The sequence below is a fragment of the Afipia sp. Root123D2 genome, assembly GCF_001425835.1.
Taxonomy (GTDB): Bacteria; Pseudomonadota; Alphaproteobacteria; order Rhizobiales; family Xanthobacteraceae; genus Afipia.
Window position 1 is genome coordinate 34,832 of record NZ_LMDP01000005.1, and the last position, 16,916, is coordinate 51,747.

A 16,916-nucleotide genomic window follows, 5' to 3' on the forward strand; every position below is an offset into this window, starting at 1 on the left:
GCGACGACAAAAAGAAATTTTAGCAGTGTATTTGGACATGCGATAGAGCGTCGCGCGCAAAATTGCGAAAGCTCTTTGCGGAATGGAGCAAGGGGACCGGAGGTCAAGGAAAGCGAAAGGGACTGGTCAATGACCGCCGCGGGCTCGTCGATGAGCATTCGATTACCTTGATCGACGCCGCCGCAGTAGAAAACTCAACGAAATAGCTAGCCCAGAACGAGCGTCCGCGCTTCCTGATGTCGCCGTTTTCTACCGTTCGTGAGAGAAGCCGATTCGGCCCAACCAAGTCGGACGGTTGGTCGATGTTTCAGTATCATCGCTGTTGGCAGCATTACTCGCATCTTTTCCAGTGCGTCCCGCTAGGAAAAGCGGTCGTGGTATATCCAATGTTTTGGACCAAGACACAAAGTACGCAACTGCAGTCATCAGCGAAAGCCCAGCTACGCTGACGAGGATTTCTGTCCACACTGTGCGTGAGCCGGTCTCCAATATGAAATGGGCCAAAAATGATAGAAGAACTCCCGAACAAAAGACGTTTAATGATTGCTCACCGCATTTGATTAGAGGCTGAAGAATGCGAGATTTCAAACCGCGCCAGTTCCTCGGCAGAAATCTTGTGACAAAGAGTGCAAAGAATACGAAGTGGACCACGCGGTAAGGGGCGAGATTGGTCTTGTCGTTAGGATTGAATGCGTCAAAAAGCCATTTTGGGAGTTCGTTTGCCAGATATGGGATATGAACTGTCATCGTCATCACAAGCGAAAACAGCAGATAGGCGGCTCCAACGTAACGAAGGGCTCGCGAATTGGTGAGGGGACGCAATCGGATTGCAGCTACGGTATACCACGCACCAAGGACAAACAGTAGTTGCCATGCAAAAGGATTAAAATACCACGCCCCCCGGGGGTAGGAGGATAAATTCCAGCCGAGATCTCGTGCAACGAAGTATATGCACAATGATCCTAGCATCGTAGCGTTGGGCAATCGCAACATAAGCCATAGAATTGGCGGCATACCTGCCAAAAGCACGATGTAAAGGGGGAGCACATCCATGTTGAGGGGTTTGAAACGGAGGAGCAAGCCCTGGGTAAGGACATCGAACGGGTTGTGCAGCAACCCGGCTATATTGAATTCATTTATGAGCTCGGGATTAGCGTAGCTTTGTGCGACATGGCCGATCACGGCTACATACAACACAAACAAGAAAATGTGTGCAACGTAGAGCCGCCAGACGCGCCTCATCAACCAAGACGTTCCCGCAACAAAACCGCGCTGAATCATGATGTTCGCGCAGACCAGAGATGTCATATAGCCTGACATAAATATGAAGAGTTCCGCTGCATCGCTGAAGCCATAGTTTCTGGTCGTGATCCACGCGACAACGTTGTTTGGTATATGGTCAAGGAAGATCGCCCAGTTAGCAATGCCGCGGAAGAGATCAAGGCGAAGGTCGCGTCCGCTCATTGGAGGGGTGGCATTAATGCGCATGCGTATCGTCTTTTATTTTCTAAACGCTTGCTTGACGCGGGTCTGTTTGCGATCGCAGGGATTTTCGAAGAAGCGGAACACGATTGGAAAACCCCGTACCGGGGATTGGGTACGTTGTGGGTGGATTGTTTGCGTCTCAGTCGATGTACGCGATGAGAATCGTTTTCGTGCGACGACCATGGCCCCCGAGTCCAGCGCTAACTTGTTCGCCTACATTTAAGGTCACCGCTCACAAGCGGTCTCGTGACGCCGGCTGTTAGCGTTCCTCACAATAAGTTCGGAGATATCGCTATGTCGGTTACAGGTTCACGCTGACGTGAGAGGCTAGGCGCCGCTTCTCGCTATGGTGATCATAACCGCGGTTAAGTCTTGAGTGGCTTGCACGACAGCGTCTGCACGATGCGCATTAGGTGCTGTTCCACTGGCTGGTCCATTGGGCACTACAAACCCGGCCAATTCTTTTCAGTGTCACCTATCCGTGAACGTGTAACCTGTCCGGAGCGCTTTGCGAAGTTATCATCAAGATCTCACTTCGTGGCGCGTCGACCGCGTGGCGGGACGCTGGTTTGTTGCGAATATGACAGTTGCTACCTTTCAATGACGGGAAGGTCACAGTTCTTTTTCGTATCTTGGCGTCACAGCATTAGGAGAGAAGATGATGGGACCGAATGAAAAATCGACAGGTACACGGCCTGACTCTTCTGCGACTGTAAAGTGGGATAAATGGCTCGGTGGATGGGGCTGGATGGTGGTCTGCGTGCTCGTCATCGTCGGCGCCATTCTGGCTGTCAGCGGCGAGCTCGATGGCAAGCTGCCTGCTGGCGCCTTGTTACCCCTTTTGTTTGTACTGCCATGCGCGCTCATGATGTTTATGTGCATGAAGAACATGGGCGGCAATCAAAGCGGAGCGCACAGGTCAATTTCAAGAGCCGATGGACGTCGAAGATCAGCTGTGATTACATCCACGAGTTCCCACCGGGTCATTACGTGGTCTGGAGCGGCGGCCAGTAGGAATATCTCGAGCGTGCCATCGCGCGCCTCGAGATCGTCGTACCGGTGACGCTGATCATCATCTTCCTCTTGCTCTTCCTCAATTTCCGCAAGCTCACGGAAACGCTCATCGTGGAGGTAAGGGAAGAACGTGTCCGGCAGGGCAGGCCGTTTACCCGGATGGACCTGCACTAGGCCATCATGCGCGGAGCTGTGGAGCGCGTGCGGCCGAAGATGATGACGGTTGTTCCCATCATGGCGGGCCTGGTGCTGATCCTCTGGAGCACCGGCACCGGCTCGGAGGTGGTGCAGCGTATCGCGGTGCCGATGATTGGCGGAATGATGTCGTCGACTATGCTCACCTTGGTGGTAATTCCGGCGATCTACGGTCTCATCAAGGTATGGCGGCTACCGACGAAGTATGCCTCAATCTCGGAGGACGGGATGGAATCCGTACTTCTTCGGGAGGCTGCCGAGTGAGCGGAGGAAATGATGATGCAGGATATGATGGGCGGCGGGATGATGTGGGGTATGGGTCTTTTCGGCGTTGTCGCACTCGTCGTGTTGGTGCTGATCGGCGCGGCCCTCGTAAAATACTTGTTCTTCAGATGAGAAATCTTATCGCCTCATTGTGCCAACTCTGCCGTTTCGGTGTTCCATGCTGCCAGAAATTGTTTTCGGCATACTTTAGTGCGAGCATTCAATGTCATGAAACGCTGGTCGATCCGACGGCTTGTAGCACTCACGGTGTTTGTCACCGTGGGCATGAGCGGCGCGCTCATTTCACAAAAAGTTTAGAACCAACGGTCATCTGAGGTGGCGCACCTCTGGTAATCCATTGTGGAAACCGGTATCTCTAGAAGATCATGACTGGTGTGTTTCGCCAATTTTCTGCCGTGGTTCTTATCCTCTCCTTGGTGTTGGGGACGGTGGGAGTTGGCGTGCGCGCCTCGTCGATGAATGGGAAGATGGCATCAATTGCCCTGAGCGACATGTCCGGGCAAGGCAGTTGCAATGGTTGCGCCGGAAGCAAAAGTGGCGTTCCAGTCAACCTCTGCTCCGTGTATTGCATTGGCGTGGCTGCGGTATTCCCCGAAGTAGCGACGATTGACGGTGTCGCTGGCGAAAGCCGTCAATATTTGACGCCGCGTCTTTTGGTCGGGCACGATGTGTCCCCCGATCCTTATCCCCCTCGATCTGTTGTCTTGAGCTAATTTGCACCCATTGCGGGTGCAATTCGCAATGAGCATCGACGCGTTGTGGCGTGTCGTGTGTGTCTAATCGTGGCCTGCGTCTGGCTGAAAGGCTGCGGCACGATTCAAAGCGGCATCAAGGACGGATCTTCATGCACTCGATTCGATGGCCTGGCATTGACCGGCGGTCGCTTTTCGTCGGCGGCGCAAGTTTGGCGGCAGCGGCTCTATTTCCGCGCGGCAGTCGTGGTGGTACTGCTGCGCCTGTTCGAGAATTTACGCTCGTAGCTGCGCCAAGCCGCGTATCGCTGGTTGGTCCGCCTCACCCTGATACGGCTGTCTGGTCCTACAACGCCAACATCCCTGGTTCGGAGATTCGAGTTCGCCAAGGCGAGCGCTTGCGAATCCTGGTTGAGAACCAATTATCTCAGGCAACGACAGTGCATTGGCATGGCGTGCGGGTGCCGAATGCAATGGATGGCGTGCCGTTTCTGACCCAGAAGCCGATCGCCCCCGGGGAGACATTTACCTACGAATTCGATGTTCCGGATGCTGGCACCTATTGGTACCACCCGCATCACCACAGTGCCGAGCAGGTTGGCCGAGGTTTGGCTGGAGCGTTGATCGTCGAGGAGAGCGAACCGCTTGTCGTGAATCGCGACCTTGTCTGGGTTCTTCGCGATTGGCGCTTGGCGCGTGATGCGTCGATTGTCAACGACTTCGGTGATCGCATGGAAGTGACGATGGCCGGGCGCATTGGCAATGTTGTTACCATCAACGGCCATGTGCCCGAGAAAATCTCCGTTCTCGCCGGAGAACGGCTGCGTTTGCGATTGATCAATGCCGCACCAGCGCGGATTTTCGGACTCGAGTTCAGGGATCTTCGGCCGTTGATTGTTGCGCTCGATGGGCAACCAGTCGAGCCGCGCGAGCCATCAGATAACCGCGTTGTATTGGGACCGGCGATGCGCGCCGACGTTCTGCTCGACATGAGCGGAACGCCCGGCGCAACCGCGAGCGTGGTCGATACATTCTATCGTGATTTCTACAAGCTGGTCGAACTCGAATACGGCAAGGAGCCGCTGCTGCGAGCGCAGCCACTCCATGCGCCCTCACGAATACGCTCCAACACCATGCCGGAGCCAGATATCGACAACGCCGAAAAGCACACCGCAGTCCTGGGGGGCGGGATGATGAGTGGCCGCGGCATGATGATGGGCATGAGCGGCAACGGCATGGGATGGTCGATTAATAACGTTGCTGGAACGAGTCACGATATGACGCCGATGATCACGTTGTCCCGTGGACGTTCCTGCGTCATCAGCATCCGCAATGAAACCGCCTGGTTTCATCCGATACACCTACACGGGCATTCGTTCCGGGTGATTGCACGCAACGGCCAACCAACGCGCGACCGCGAGTGGCTGGACACCGTGCTGATTCCACCGCGGGAGACTGCCGACATCGCTTTCGTCGCCGATAATCCAGGTGACTGGATGTTCCACTGTCACATTCTCGATCATCAGGACGGCGGCATGACGGCCGTCATCCGTGTAGCCTGAGGCGGAGCTATTCGATGAAAATGAAAGCGTATCTTGTTTTCTGTACGGCACTTGTATTCTTCGCATCTCATGCGGCTTACGCCGATGGCGATCCAAAACGCGGTGCAAGGATCTATGGCGCCTGTGCGGCTTGCCACTCGCTCGAGCCCAATTTGCATCTGACCGGACCCAGCCTTGACGGGCTGTGGGGCAAGAAGGCCGCGTCGGTCACGGACTTCGTGAGATATTCCAGCGCACTCAAGGAGCAGGGCTTTCAGTGGGATGAGACGTCGCTGAATGCCTGGCTTACCGATCCGAAGGCATTCGTGCCTGGCACTTACATGACCTTTCGCGGGATCAAGGATGGAAAAGTGCGCAGCGATCTCATCGCCTTTCTCAAGATCGCAATGATACCTGGCGGCGCCAAGACCGTTGTAGCGCAGGGACTGATCGACGCTGAAACCGCACGCGGTCAGGCGCCAGAACCGTTAGCCGCCGCCCCTCCGGAACAACAGGTGACGGGCCTCCGATTTTGCCACGAGACATTTTTCGTCGCGACGGCGGACGGAAAACAGCGTCCGTTCTGGGAGATGAATCTGCGCCTAAAAATCGATTCCAGCGCGAACGGCCCAAAAGTGGGAAAGCCTGTGCTTGTGCATGGCGGGATGCAGGGGGATCGCGCGTCGGTCGTATTTTCAAATCTGGATGAAATCGGAAGTTTGGTCGAGAAAAAATGTTGAACGCACTACGCCAAGGGAGCGAGATCGCCGATGCTAGGACATGACCGCATTGCATTGGATCGATAAACGCTGACAACGCTGGTCGACACGTGAAGAGCATCGCCTATGCCAAAGACAGAGAACGATCATTCGACATCCTCAAGGAGGTCGCAATCGCGACTAGCAAAAGGACAATATCATGTCTGACATTGATTCATCTAAAGGTCGGCTGCTTCGCCGCCGCTCATTTCTTGCCACGGTTGCGAGCATTGCAGCGACCTTGACGTTGACCCGTCGTGGCTACAGTGACGAAGCGCTTGCCGCTAACGTTGGAAGCGATAAGTCACGTGTTTCTCGAGAGAACCTGAAGCCTACCTCCCGCGCTCCAGCGGCGGCGACCATGGATTTGAGAACGCTCGGCCCGGAACATCAGGTCGTCTCAATCAGTAACCTCGGCGACACTTATCGCGTTGTTACGGCTTCCGGGAAAGTGGTCTCGTACTCGGAATTCGACCTGCGTTTCAAGACTGATGCCAGCAATCGTGGACCAGCCGAACACACCCCGGTTTTGATGCCCACCAGTAGCGACCGGGCGTTCGTCGTGTTCGCCGCCCCGCGCGAAATCAGTTCTTTCATCGGTTGAGCAGCACCACGCTAGATCTACCTATCGAAAAGAAGAAATATTCAATTCGGAGACGGAAAATGAGAATGATCAAACTACTGTTTGCATTGCTTTTGTTGGGATCGGTGACAGTCCAAGCTGTCGCGCAAGAGAAGACAAAAGTCACGCTGTACAGAAATCCGAACTGCAGCTGTTGCCTGGATTATGCTGAGTATTTGCGCGGTGCAGGTTTCGAAGTCACGGTCGACTCGAAGCAGGATCTGGCGGTCGTCCGGAAGCAGTTGCACGTTCCCGAACAGTTTGAAGGCTGCCATGTATCGGTCATCGACAAGTATGCAGTCGAAGGCCATGTGTCTGCGGGTGCCATCAAGAAGCTACTCGCCGAACGTCCGACCATCGCTGGCATTTCGATTCCGGGGATGCCCGCGGGGACGCCGGGAATGACCGGCCACAAGACAGGACCGCTTCCGGTCTATGAAATCGGGAACGATACTGTGCCCGGGAAGGTCTTTGCGACCGAGTAGAGCGGAGCATCTACGATGCTGGCCATGGGTGAATCCGAGTTAGGTTGGGAGGCCACTTTACTGGCGATCACCGCAGCGGGCTTACTCCTCGTATCGGCCATCTTGGCCGGTATCGTGCTCCTGTTGCGACGCTACTGGCGCTGGCCGTCGACAGTATTTGGAATGGAAACAGGCGCCCAGCCGGTTCTTGCCACACCCGGCCTTGTTGGTGGCGGTGCGCATGCGGGAATCCGACGAATTATCCTTCTCGGCCCTCTCACGATTTTTCTGGGACTCGCAGTCGTACTTGCCTGGGGGATGACCCGTAACCCAAGCACGATCCCGTCGGCGCTGATCGGGAAGCCGGTACCACAGTTCGCGCTGCCGCCGGTCAAAGGCCGCGCGCTTGGTCTGGCCAGTATCGATCTCATCGGCGAAGTATCGTTGGTCAATGTCTTTGCCTCGTGGTGCACCGCATGCCGGGAAGAGCATCCGGTATTCATGCAGTTGAAGGCCGAGGGGATCGTTGCCATTCACGGACTTAATTACAAGGACCAGCCTGATGACGCCGCGCGATGGCTCAACGCGATGGGCGATCCTTATGCCCGCACCGGTGCCGATCGCAACGGACGCGTGGCAATTGATTGGGGCGTTTACGGCGTGCCTGAAACGTTCGTCATCACCAAGGATGGCCGTGTTGCTTACAAACACATCGGAGCGGTGACGCCAAAGGTGCTCGAAGACACGATTCTTCCACTGATCCGAAAGCTGCGGCAACCATGATGTCCGTGAAACGATTGCTTGTACGTGGTGTGGGTCTCTGCTTCGCGGCAACCGTCCTCGTTGTTGCGACATGGACAATTGCGGCGGCGCAGGAGCCGAGCAGGCATCTCACTGTCAACGAGAGACCCAAGCCGCTTGCGGCGATCCAGTTCGAGGACGCCAATGGTCAGTCGCGAAGTTTGGCTGATTTCCACGGCAAGGTCGTGCTCCTCAATATCTGGGCGACCTGGTGCGTACCGTGCCGCAAGGAGATGCCGACACTCGACCGGCTGCAATCTGCGTTGGGGGGAACCGACTTCGAGGTGGTGGCGCTGTCGATTGACCGCCGCATGGATGCGGTGCGCAAGTTCTTTGCCGAGATCGGAATCCGAAAGCTTGCGATATACCTCGACAGTTCGGCGAAGGCGACGCGCGACCTGGGAGCGGTAGGCCTTCCGACATCGCTGCTGATCGATCGCGAGGGTCGGGAGATCGGCAGGCTTATCGGACCTGCCGAGTGGGATGCGCCAGAGATCACTGAAGTCATTAGTTGCGTGATTGCGAGAGACGCCGCGGCGCCGTTCTCGAAAGAATCAAAATTAGCCGCAACGCCACCCTGCGGCAAACGCAGCGTTGGCATCCCAGCCGGTGGCACCGATAGCAACAGGCAACCATGAAGGAGAAGATCGCATGACGTTACCACGAACCACCGCGACGGCTGATCCGCCGCTCGGGCGGGATGTACTCAACGCGGCACGATACTATCTCGGCAATCGATGGGCTCTTCTGGCGCTCGGCAGTCTCGCCGTGATTGCCGGACTGTCATTCGGAGGCTGGGGGTGGTTGGTGGCAGCCGGCCTTGCGCCGGTCATTCTCAGTACGCTGCCTTGCCTGGTGATGTGCGGATTTGGCGTGTGCGCGATGTGCCGGTCCAACAAAGCGCAATCGACAGTATCAGGCGATGCGACGAACTCTGCGACATCGTCCGGCGTGCTTGGGGCTGCCAAGATGGACCAGCCAACGGCGAGCGGCTCAAGTTGTTGCCACGGCGTGGTTGATCAACCTCAGTCATCGCAAGTCAAAAAGCTTCAGGCACTCAACGAAAGGACAGACTCCCATGCGTAAGATCACAACACCGCTCTTGCTCGCGTTCATTGTTGCCGCGAGCGCTTCAACCGCGTCGCCCCTCTACGCCGAGGAAGGGGCGATGCAGAACGAACACTGCGACATGATGCAAGGCGAGCACGGCGGGATGATGCAAGACCGTCAGGGTGGCATGATGGGTCGGGGCGGAATGATGGGAGGTGGCCAAGGCGGCATGATGGGTCAAGGACGTATGATGGGAGGCGGTCACGGTGGCATGATGGGTCAAGGCGGCATGATGCAAGGCGGTCACGGCATGATGGGTCGAGGCGAAATGTCGCAAGGCAGCCAGGACGCAATGGTCGGCATGATGAAGCAAATGAGCCAAATGATGAAACAGATGAGCCAAATGATGGAGCAGCACAACAACATGATGAGCAACAACCAGCCGAAAGACCAGGAAAAGAAGAATGTGCCTGCTGAGCCAGAGAAGAAGTGATGCCGATAAAGGCTGGGCGGCGGTCCCGATCGGTACTCAGCCCTCTACTGTGCTGCGACTGAAGCCCATGAGGGATTGCAATGAGACGGCTTAATGGTTTTGTACGCGACTTGGGTGCCGCGGCGCTGGTGATTGTGCTCATTCTCGGGGCCGGGGCAATCCGAACTGCCGGAGCAAATCAGCAAGATGCCGCTGCCGTTGCTCTGGCCTATGACCGCGGCACTGATGCGCTATTGAAATCGGACGGCCGAACACTTTATCAGAGCGCCGACGGCGGACGAAGCTGGAAAGCGATCCGGATTCCCGCTTCCGAGAACGGCCAGATAGCCAGCATCGCACCATCCCCAGCCGCCAAGGGTGTTACCTACGTGGTGGGAAAGGGATTGGGTGTACTGCGAACCGAGGACGGCGGTAAGAGCTGGATCGAGCGCAACGACGGACTCCCCAGCCGAGATGTTGTCGCTGTCGCAGCACATACCACCGAACCGGAGACCGTCTACGTTGTCGTATCGGATCACGGCGTGTACCGCAGTCAAGACGCCGGAAGGAACTGGCGTTTGATGGACCGTGGCTCTCAGGGTGGCATCCGTCAGTTGATCCACTCCGATATGACCGGAAGTATGCAAACTGGCTGGCTGTTCGCTGCGACCGCCAAAGGCGTTCGGCGGACGATGGATTGCTTCTGCCTTTGGCAGGATGCCGGAAAGCTCGGGACCGAGGCCCGTAGCGTTGCTTACGACCCGAGCCATCCCGATCACTTTTATGCCGTCACCGACAAAGGGCTTTTTCGCAGCAAGGATGGCGGAGAAAATTGGAGTCAGATGGTTTGGCCGAACGCCAATGCGATTACAGTCACGTTTGCTCCTTCCAATATCCTCTACGTGATCGACGGGAACGGCGCTTTGTTCCGGAGCACGGATGACGGTAACACCTGGACTCGGGTCGATGCGTAGGGTCGCGATGGGTGTGATGCTTATCGTGGCCGGTCAGACCGTCGTCGCACGTGCGAATGGTGAAACGCCGGTGCCCGACGTCGACTCGATCAATTCAGGGCGGGCGATCTACGAACAACATTGCGCGTCGTGTCATGGCGCCAACGCTGAGGGGGCGCCAAATTGGCAGGAACGCGATGCGCTTGGCGAGCTTCCAGCGCCGCCGCACAATGCAGAAGGTCACACCTGGCGGCACTCCGATGCCGCTCTGTACGAGATGGTGAGCAAGGGTTGGCGCGATCCGTTCAACAAGTCTAAACGAATGACCATGCCAGCCTTCAGCGATGCGCTCACGCCGGAGCAGATCCGCGCGGTGATTAGCTATCTGAGGACGCTGTGGACTCCCGAGCAACGCCAGTTTCAATCGGACGAGACCCGCGATCATCCCGCGCCGAGCCGGATGCCCTAGCCCTCGATTATCGCAAGGACAATCGATTCTTATGAGAAGCCTACGCAAATTTCTGATTATCGTCGCTCTCGCTATCGCAACGTCTGTTGCGATAGCTTGGGCGTGGCGGACCATTAGCCCGGTGACGCCATCGTTACCAAAACCAACAACGTCCGGTACCCCTCTCATTGGCGGCCCGTTCACGCTCGTTGCAACGAATGGCGAAGTCGTCAGCGAGAAAACCTATCTGGGCAAGTGGGCCCTCATTTTCTTCGGTTACACATTTTGCCCGGATGTTTGTCCGACGACGCTCAACAACATGACCGTGGCGCTCGAGAAGCTCGGTTCGGATGCGGTCAAGATCCAGCCCATGTTCATTACCATCGATCCCGCGCGCGATACGCGGGACGTCTTGAGCGAGTACCTAAAATCGTTTGACTCACGGATCCTCGGGTTGACGGGCACTCAGGCGCAGATCGATCGCGTCGTCAAGGAATACCGTATCTACGTCGCGCAACAGAAGTCAGGGACCGATGACAGGGATTATCTCGTCTCGCACAGCGGTTACCTCTATCTGATGAGTCCCACGGGAAAATTCGTGAGCGTCATCCAGGGCAGCGAGGATGGCGAAGCGATCGCCAGCTGGCTGCGCAAGGAAATATCACGTTCAAGACAGTAACGGAGAAATGAGATGAAGCTCACATACAAACTGATTGGTGCGTTGGCGGTTGCGTTGTCCGTCAGCGGTCAGGTGGAAGCGCAAACGGCGGACGCCAATACGATTGCTGTCGAGCACGTGTGGGCGCGCGCGACACCGGCAGGAGCGAAGGCTGGCGCGGTGTACATGACTGTGGTCAACAAAAGTGCGATCCCGGATCGCCTGCTAGGTGCGACAACGCCAGTGGCAGACAAGGTCCAGTTTCACAGCGTTAGCGAGGCAAACGGTGTTTCCAGTATGCGTGAGCTGCCTGCGATGGATATTCCACCCGGCGCGAAAGTCATCCTAAAGCCCGGTGATACGCATGCGATGCTGGTCGGACTGAAACAACCGTTGAAGGAAGGCCAGACTATCCCGCTGACCCTGGATTTCGAAAAGGCCGGCAAAGTCAACGTGGCAGCTTCCGTTGCGAAGGTTGGCGCCATGCAAGGCGGGAGTATGGGATCGATGGCGCACGGGGCTGACAAGCCGATGAAGAAATGAGCGACGATCGAGCAGCGAAAGTATCGATGATGAATCTCACGCGACGGAGAAATTTGAGGGTCGTTGTGCCGGCCATTGGCGTCATCGGCATCATGCTTGGCGTCGTTGCATATTCGCCAACGCTTTACCGACTGTTCTGTGCAGCAACCGGCTATGGGGGCACGACGCAAAGGGTTGACTCCGACATGAACGCTATCTCAGGTCGTGTCATTACCGTGCGGTTCGATAGCAATGTTGCGCCAGGCCTGCCCTGGCGTTTTGAGCCGGTGCAGCGCGAAGTGAAAGTCCGTCTCGGGGAGCAGCAGCTTGTATCCTTCACAGCCGAAAATCTCACGGATCAGGCTATCGTTGGGCATGCCACGTTTAACGTAACGCCTCAGACTACGGGTATCTACTTCAATAAGATCCAATGTTTCTGCTTTGACGAGGAGCGTCTCAACGCACATCAGAAGGTCGATATGCCCGTCGTCTTCTTCGTCGACCCGGCGTTAGCCAGCGATCCCGATACGCGCGATGTCGATGCCATTACGCTGTCATATACGTTCTTTCGCTCTGTCAAGCCGGAGAACGCCAAAGATCTTTCGCGCTTCGTTGCCAGTGCCGAACCTGACCCAGTTCGCGGGCAGGCGCTCTTCAGCGAAAGGTGCGCTTCGTGCCATGCACTTGGCGCCAACAAGACAGGACCGATGCTTGGCGGCGTGTTTGAACGCAAGGCCGGCTCTGCTGCCGGTTATAAATATTCGCCTGCGCTGGCCAATACCAGTCTTAGCTGGTCCGCTGACAATCTCGATCGCTGGCTGACCGATCCTCGCAAATTCATCGCTGGCGTGAGAATGCCGGCGCGCGTTGTAGATGCGGCGTCCCGGAGAGACATCATTGCCTACCTGGAAAAGGCAACCCGCGAGACGAGTGCCCGATCACAATCGAGATCGGTTGCGCAGGGTTCAACAGATCAGCATCGGAAAGAATGACGAGGGGTTCGGATGACACAAAGATTTTGGACAGGGCGCCGTGTCGCTTGGTTGGTTTTGCCGCTTGTTCTGGTGAGTGCGGCCGCTGCATGGCTTGCTTTCGATCCCGGATTCCGCCGACAGCAGACCGCGAATCTCTCGACAGGCGCGCCGAACGACGAATTTGAACGTCGCGTGCATGACTATCTGATGGCTCACCCTGACGTTATCATGCAGTCTGTCAATCAACTTGAGGCGCGTCAACGCGCCAAAGACGAGACCGAAGTTCAGGCGATTGTCAAAAGCCGCGCAGACGAGATTTTTCGTGATGCGGCCACCCCGGTGAGCGGGAATGTCGATGGGGACATCACTCTTGTGGAATTCTTTGACTATAACTGCCCCTATTGTCGCCAGGTCGCGTCAGTCGTGACCAAGGCCGAGGAATCCGATCCAAAACTGCGCGTGGCTTACAAGGAGTTCCCGATTCTGGGGCCAAACTCGATCGTTGCTGCCAAAGCGGCACTCGCGGCCAACAAACAAGGCAAGTATGTTGCGTTCCATAGGGCGCTCTATGAGGTGCACGGCGCGGTTGATTCAGGAAAGGTCAAGGAGGTCGCCGCCGCGGTGGGACTGGATATGGATCGTCTCAACGCCGACATGAAAGACCCTGCAATTGAGGCGCTGATTGCCAAGAACTTTGCATTGGCTCAGGCGCTCCGCATCAACGGCACGCCAGGCTTTGTTGTAGGTGATCAGATTCTGCGCGGTGCGACCGATCTGAAGACCCTACAGACGATGATTCGTACAGCGCGAGAGCATCGGCAATGACGAGGACGAAACCCGACGGTTTTGACAAGTGATGGAAAGTTCGGTTGCTGCGACTTCAGCCGTCTTTATTGCGGGCGTCATTTCGTTCTTGTCGCCTTGCGTCCTGCCGTTGGTGCCCGGTTACGTGTCGTACATTGCCGGGCAATCGATGCCGGATTCGAGCGCGTCGCGAGCGCTGGTCGTGCGAGCACGTGCGCTTGCCCTGAGTACCTGCTTTGTGCTGGGATTCGCGACAATTTTCGTAATCCTAGGTGCAAGCGCAACGGCTCTCGGCCAAGCGCTCATCTCTTATCGCTACGAGCTGAATCTGATTGGCGGGCTGGTCGTGATTGGCTTTGGCCTTTTTGCGACCGGACTGCTGCGTCCTTTCTGGCTTCAGCGTGATTTCAGGTTTGATATTGTGCTTCCGGGCGGCCGCCCGGTCGCCGCCTATCTCCTAGGAATGGCATTCGCGTTTGGCTGGACTCCCTGCATTGGTCCCATGCTTGGCGCGATCCTCACGGTAAGTGCAGCCTCGGCCACGGTTGCCGAAGGGGTGAAGCTTCTTGCTGTGTATTCGCTCGGGCTTGGTCTGCCGTTTTTATTGGTGGCCTTGTTTACGGGCGGGCTGTTGGCAAGGCTCAAGTCGATCGGTCGTGTCGGCCGGATCCTTCAGATTGTCGCGGGAAGCATCATGGTCCTCATGGGCGTGGCGATTATAACCGGCCAGCTTTCGACGTTTTCATTCTGGCTGTTGGAAACCTTTCCGCTGTTGTCCACCATAGGATGAGCGACAAGTTTTCAACAGGGTCGCGATGCTTCGAGTTGTTTGATCTTGCCAAGGTTGCAAGCCGACTGGGTCGGTATCGTTGACGGAATTGTGCATCGCACTCGCGTCCGGCCTTGCCACCTCGTCAACGCCAATTAGGTGGCGCTCAGCCGAGCGTTTTTGCTATCCTATCGATATGGAAGCCATCGTACGTTCGTTGTCCTTGCTGTTGCTAGCCATGGCATTGATGCTGCCTACGGTCGGGCAGACGAGTGCGCGCCCAGAAGCCCCGATTGTGACCCAAGCCACCCTTGTTCAATCTGCAATTCCTCGTCAAGCAAGTCGCATGTCGATGAAATGCGGCCGATGCTTCGGAAAGGCTTGCGACGCGTGTGCAGTTGCTTGCGGTACCGGTTGCAGTACGGCAAGTGCCCTCGCTCCACTTGTGATTGTTCTGGCATTGGTCAGCCTCCCGGCAGCAACGCCATCCGTTTTTGAAGCCGCTCTCGATCACGGCCGCGCACCTGATCCACCTCCGCCGAGACTTATCGTCATCAGTTGAGATGGCCGCACCCGCGGGCATCGCAGGTTCGTGTGCATCAGGTCAACATCAAGCCTGAAGGCTTCCTCGAACAATTCATTTCGGTGGTTAATCGTTCGGATTGCTGGCGGACGATAATCTCAATGCGCGGCGCCTGAGATCAGCAGTCAACAGCCGAACCGTTATCCCATTGGTTGGCATTGCGACAACGCAATGACCGGGAGGACGAAATGATAACCTCACAAACTTTGGCCGTACTGGGAAGCCTTGTCGTTTTGCTTCCCGTTGCATTTACTGCGTTACCCTCGGGCTTCAATCCGCATTCAGCAGGCCAGCGCGACGATGCATGGTATAGCGGCTCTGAGATCGACCATCATCAGATCGTCGATGCAAGCTTGGCGCCTTATTCGGCGATCGGAAAATTCAAAGGAACAATGACGTGTACAGCAGCGATCGTGCTCAATCCAAGGATCATCATTACGGCAGGTCATTGCGTCGCTGAAAGAGACGGCACGACAAGAAAATCCAATTTTTCGTTCCATCTGGCCTATCAAGCGGGAGCTGATCTTGGACCCTTCCAGGCAACAGTCTGGGCCGTCGGATCGAAGCAGAGCCTTACGCACGAATCTGTCCGGGATGCTTCGAGAGATTGGGCTATACTTGTTCTTAATCGCGCGCCTACGGACGTCCAGCCGCTTCTTCTGAGCCATCGTTCGTTGAGGACCGAAGAGTTGTCTGAACGGCAAATCCTCTTGCCGGCGTATTCGAACGATATCGGCAACGCCGAAGTCCTTAGCGTCGATCCGGTCTGCAGTGTTCGCGATCTGGTATGGGATACACTCCTTCACACCTGTGTGGCGCGGCCTGGTTCTTCTGGAGCCCCGCTACTGCTGCGAGACGGGTCAGGTTACGCCCTCATCGGCATCCACACCGCTTCGATCTTTGCGAGCGACGCGGATGGCCACGTTGGAAAATTTGTCGGCAACCAGGCCGTCGCTTCCTGGATGTTCTCGGATGCGGCGTTCACACTCTCCAGGCAACTGGACAACGGTCCCGTCCAAACCGTTAATTCCGGGAACTACTGATCGCTGCTACGAGGAATCGATATAGCTATTGGCGCGAGAAAGGAAGGCCATGACAACCGATCAGCTGATTGAATTACTCGCCGCGGACCTCACGCCGGTGGGGCGGCGGCGTATCATGTGGACGATGATCCTCGCCGTCGCGCTCGGCACAGCGGCAGCTTTCGGCGCGATGCTCCTGCTTTTTAATCCTCGCATTGAATTTCCGAGTGGAAGAACCCTGGGCACCCTGTTGATCAAGATCTTCTTTGCGTCAGGCGTTGTTGCAACTGCGGCGGTATTCCTGCCTCAGCTAACACGTCCTGAAGCGCGGATGTACAGTCTTCCCAAGCTCGTCTTCATTCCATTCGCTACGGTCGCAGTATCAGCTACCGTGGCTCTCGCTTTGTCTCATTGGTCTAGCTGGGCCGGCATGATCGTCGGGCGGGATTGGACGACATGTCGCGATTCCGGTGCTCGCGGTCTTGCCTTTCGCGTGCATTATCTGGGGCCTGCGCGTGGGGGCGTCAACCGATCCAATGCGCGCCGGCGAAATCGCCGGTCTCGTGGCAGGCGGCCTTGCCGCATTGGCGTGCGCCTTCCCTTGTGTGGATGGGGCGCTTCCATCGATCGCACTTTGGTACAGCTTCCCGATCGTCATCTGTGCCGTCGTGGGGAGCAAGCTCGGCCCGGGCCTGCTGCAGTGGTGATTTGCTTGATGTCGGCGTCGTACGTCTTGGTCGACGAACAGTTGCTATGCTGCGCCACACGGACAGGTCCGTTGGCGGCCCGTACACCAACTTAACG

19 protein-coding genes and 1 pseudogene are annotated in these 16,916 nt (G+C 56.6%); 18 read left to right on the forward strand and 2 right to left on the reverse strand.

Features of this window, described 5'->3' with window-relative positions; all coding sequences use genetic code 11:
• Window positions 1-249 precede the first annotated feature (249 nt).
• Window positions 250-1,464 (reverse strand): OpgC domain-containing protein, encoded by a 1,215-nt coding sequence (locus tag ASC80_RS21650; RefSeq protein WP_502690998.1) that lies wholly within the window; start codon window positions 1,462-1,464, stop codon window positions 250-252.
• Window positions 1,465-2,454: 990 nt separating this feature from the next.
• Between ASC80_RS21650 and ASC80_RS23300 the strand changes: the two are divergent.
• Window positions 2,455-2,958, forward strand: a pseudogene (locus ASC80_RS23300) (efflux RND transporter permease subunit); the annotation flags it as partial.
• Between the two features lie 494 nt (window positions 2,959-3,452).
• On the opposite strand, the gene ASC80_RS21660 reads toward ASC80_RS23300, so the two are convergent.
• Window positions 3,453-3,644, reverse strand: a complete 192-nt coding sequence (locus ASC80_RS21660) for a hypothetical protein (protein WP_152647778.1) — start codon at window positions 3,642-3,644, stop codon at window positions 3,453-3,455.
• Window positions 3,645-3,823: 179 nt separating this feature from the next.
• On the opposite strand from ASC80_RS21660, the gene ASC80_RS21665 reads away from it, so the two are divergent.
• From ASC80_RS21665 to ASC80_RS23900, 17 genes are all read left to right on the forward strand, one after another.
• Complete coding sequence (locus ASC80_RS21665) at window positions 3,824-5,233, forward strand: multicopper oxidase family protein (protein ID WP_056301857.1); 1,410 nt, start codon at window positions 3,824-3,826, stop codon at window positions 5,231-5,233.
• Window positions 5,234-5,247: 14 nt separating this feature from the next.
• Window positions 5,248-5,952 (forward strand): c-type cytochrome, encoded by a 705-nt coding sequence (locus ASC80_RS21670; RefSeq protein WP_082512708.1) that lies wholly within the window; start codon window positions 5,248-5,250, stop codon window positions 5,950-5,952.
• A gap of 178 nt (window positions 5,953-6,130) precedes the next feature.
• A complete protein-coding gene (locus ASC80_RS21675; protein WP_056301862.1) occupies window positions 6,131-6,574 on the forward strand; it encodes a hypothetical protein in 444 nt (147 codons plus the stop codon).
• Between the two features lie 59 nt (window positions 6,575-6,633).
• A complete protein-coding gene (locus ASC80_RS21680) occupies window positions 6,634-7,077 on the forward strand; it encodes a DUF411 domain-containing protein (protein WP_056301863.1) in 444 nt (147 codons plus the stop codon).
• A gap of 15 nt (window positions 7,078-7,092) precedes the next feature.
• Window positions 7,093-7,839 (forward strand): DsbE family thiol:disulfide interchange protein, encoded by a 747-nt coding sequence (locus tag ASC80_RS21685; RefSeq protein WP_349509676.1) that lies wholly within the window; start codon window positions 7,093-7,095, stop codon window positions 7,837-7,839.
• Window positions 7,839-8,495 (forward strand): TlpA family protein disulfide reductase, encoded by a 657-nt coding sequence (locus tag ASC80_RS21690; protein WP_082512721.1) that lies wholly within the window; start codon window positions 7,839-7,841, stop codon window positions 8,493-8,495. The genes ASC80_RS21685 and ASC80_RS21690 overlap by 1 nt, the downstream gene beginning before the upstream one ends.
• 13 nt (window positions 8,496-8,508) lie before the next feature.
• Window positions 8,509-8,943 (forward strand): hypothetical protein, encoded by a 435-nt coding sequence (locus ASC80_RS23305; protein ID WP_082512710.1) that lies wholly within the window; start codon window positions 8,509-8,511, stop codon window positions 8,941-8,943.
• Window positions 8,936-9,400, forward strand: coding sequence for a hypothetical protein (locus ASC80_RS21695; protein WP_056301865.1), 465 nt, complete (start codon window positions 8,936-8,938; stop codon window positions 9,398-9,400). Before ASC80_RS23305 ends, ASC80_RS21695 begins: the two co-directional genes overlap by 8 nt.
• A gap of 80 nt (window positions 9,401-9,480) precedes the next feature.
• Window positions 9,481-10,353 carry a WD40/YVTN/BNR-like repeat-containing protein gene (locus ASC80_RS21700; RefSeq protein WP_056301866.1) on the forward strand — a complete coding sequence of 291 codons (873 nt, stop codon included), beginning with the start codon at window positions 9,481-9,483 and terminating at the stop codon, window positions 10,351-10,353.
• The gene (locus tag ASC80_RS21705; protein ID WP_056301867.1) at window positions 10,346-10,801 is read left to right on the forward strand and encodes a c-type cytochrome; all 456 of its coding nucleotides are present in this window, start codon (window positions 10,346-10,348) and stop codon (window positions 10,799-10,801) included. The genes ASC80_RS21700 and ASC80_RS21705 overlap by 8 nt, the downstream gene beginning before the upstream one ends.
• A gap of 31 nt (window positions 10,802-10,832) precedes the next feature.
• Window positions 10,833-11,459 carry an SCO family protein gene (locus tag ASC80_RS21710; RefSeq protein ID WP_056301868.1) on the forward strand — a complete coding sequence of 209 codons (627 nt, stop codon included), beginning with the start codon at window positions 10,833-10,835 and terminating at the stop codon, window positions 11,457-11,459.
• A gap of 12 nt (window positions 11,460-11,471) precedes the next feature.
• Window positions 11,472-11,981: a copper chaperone PCu(A)C gene (locus ASC80_RS21715; protein WP_056301870.1), complete on the forward strand. Its 510-nt coding sequence runs from the start codon at window positions 11,472-11,474 to the stop codon at window positions 11,979-11,981.
• Complete coding sequence (locus ASC80_RS21720) at window positions 11,978-12,952, forward strand: cytochrome c oxidase assembly protein (RefSeq protein WP_156464491.1); 975 nt, start codon at window positions 11,978-11,980, stop codon at window positions 12,950-12,952. Before ASC80_RS21715 ends, ASC80_RS21720 begins: the two co-directional genes overlap by 4 nt.
• Window positions 12,953-12,964: 12 nt before the next feature.
• Window positions 12,965-13,759 (forward strand): DsbA family protein, encoded by a 795-nt coding sequence (locus ASC80_RS21725; protein WP_082512711.1) that lies wholly within the window; start codon window positions 12,965-12,967, stop codon window positions 13,757-13,759.
• A gap of 31 nt (window positions 13,760-13,790) precedes the next feature.
• Complete coding sequence (locus tag ASC80_RS21730) at window positions 13,791-14,528, forward strand: cytochrome c biogenesis CcdA family protein (protein WP_056301874.1); 738 nt, start codon at window positions 13,791-13,793, stop codon at window positions 14,526-14,528.
• Window positions 14,529-15,278: 750 nt separating this feature from the next.
• Entirely contained in the window at window positions 15,279-16,133 is an 855-nt protein-coding gene (locus ASC80_RS21735; protein ID WP_156464492.1) for a trypsin-like serine peptidase, read from the forward strand.
• A 49-nt stretch (window positions 16,134-16,182) separates the two neighbouring features.
• On the forward strand, window positions 16,183-16,914 hold the full coding sequence (locus ASC80_RS23900; RefSeq protein WP_156464493.1) for an NrsF family protein: 732 nt from the start codon (window positions 16,183-16,185) through the stop codon (window positions 16,912-16,914).
• The last annotated feature ends 2 nt before the right edge of the window (window positions 16,915-16,916 follow it).

What these genes read in the sequence shown, in the direction of transcription:
- ASC80_RS21650 (WP_502690998.1), bottom strand. Translation starts at nt 1,464, where the DNA reads ATGAGCGGACGCGACCTTCGCCTTGATCTCTTCCGCGGCATTGCTAAC.
- ASC80_RS21665 (WP_056301857.1), top strand. Translation starts at nt 3,824, where the DNA reads ATGCACTCGATTCGATGGCCTGGCATTGACCGGCGGTCGCTTTTCGTC.
- ASC80_RS21670 (WP_082512708.1), top strand. Translation starts at nt 5,248, where the DNA reads ATGAAAATGAAAGCGTATCTTGTTTTCTGTACGGCACTTGTATTCTTC.
- ASC80_RS21675 (WP_056301862.1), top strand. Translation starts at nt 6,131, where the DNA reads ATGTCTGACATTGATTCATCTAAAGGTCGGCTGCTTCGCCGCCGCTCA.
- ASC80_RS21680 (WP_056301863.1), top strand. Translation starts at nt 6,634, where the DNA reads ATGAGAATGATCAAACTACTGTTTGCATTGCTTTTGTTGGGATCGGTG.
- ASC80_RS21685 (WP_349509676.1), top strand. Translation starts at nt 7,093, where the DNA reads ATGCTGGCCATGGGTGAATCCGAGTTAGGTTGGGAGGCCACTTTACTG.
- ASC80_RS21690 (WP_082512721.1), top strand. Translation starts at nt 7,839, where the DNA reads ATGTCCGTGAAACGATTGCTTGTACGTGGTGTGGGTCTCTGCTTCGCG.
- ASC80_RS23305 (WP_082512710.1), top strand. Translation starts at nt 8,509, where the DNA reads ATGACGTTACCACGAACCACCGCGACGGCTGATCCGCCGCTCGGGCGG.
- ASC80_RS21695 (WP_056301865.1), top strand. Translation starts at nt 8,936, where the DNA reads ATGCGTAAGATCACAACACCGCTCTTGCTCGCGTTCATTGTTGCCGCG.
- ASC80_RS21700 (WP_056301866.1), top strand. Translation starts at nt 9,481, where the DNA reads ATGAGACGGCTTAATGGTTTTGTACGCGACTTGGGTGCCGCGGCGCTG.
- ASC80_RS21705 (WP_056301867.1), top strand. Translation starts at nt 10,346, where the DNA reads ATGCGTAGGGTCGCGATGGGTGTGATGCTTATCGTGGCCGGTCAGACC.
- ASC80_RS21710 (WP_056301868.1), top strand. Translation starts at nt 10,833, where the DNA reads ATGAGAAGCCTACGCAAATTTCTGATTATCGTCGCTCTCGCTATCGCA.
- ASC80_RS21715 (WP_056301870.1), top strand. Translation starts at nt 11,472, where the DNA reads ATGAAGCTCACATACAAACTGATTGGTGCGTTGGCGGTTGCGTTGTCC.
- ASC80_RS21720 (WP_156464491.1), top strand. Translation starts at nt 11,978, where the DNA reads ATGAGCGACGATCGAGCAGCGAAAGTATCGATGATGAATCTCACGCGA.
- ASC80_RS21725 (WP_082512711.1), top strand. Translation starts at nt 12,965, where the DNA reads ATGACACAAAGATTTTGGACAGGGCGCCGTGTCGCTTGGTTGGTTTTG.
- ASC80_RS21730 (WP_056301874.1), top strand. Translation starts at nt 13,791, where the DNA reads ATGGAAAGTTCGGTTGCTGCGACTTCAGCCGTCTTTATTGCGGGCGTC.
- ASC80_RS21735 (WP_156464492.1), top strand. Translation starts at nt 15,279, where the DNA reads ATGATAACCTCACAAACTTTGGCCGTACTGGGAAGCCTTGTCGTTTTG.
- ASC80_RS23900 (WP_156464493.1), top strand. Translation starts at nt 16,183, where the DNA reads ATGACAACCGATCAGCTGATTGAATTACTCGCCGCGGACCTCACGCCG.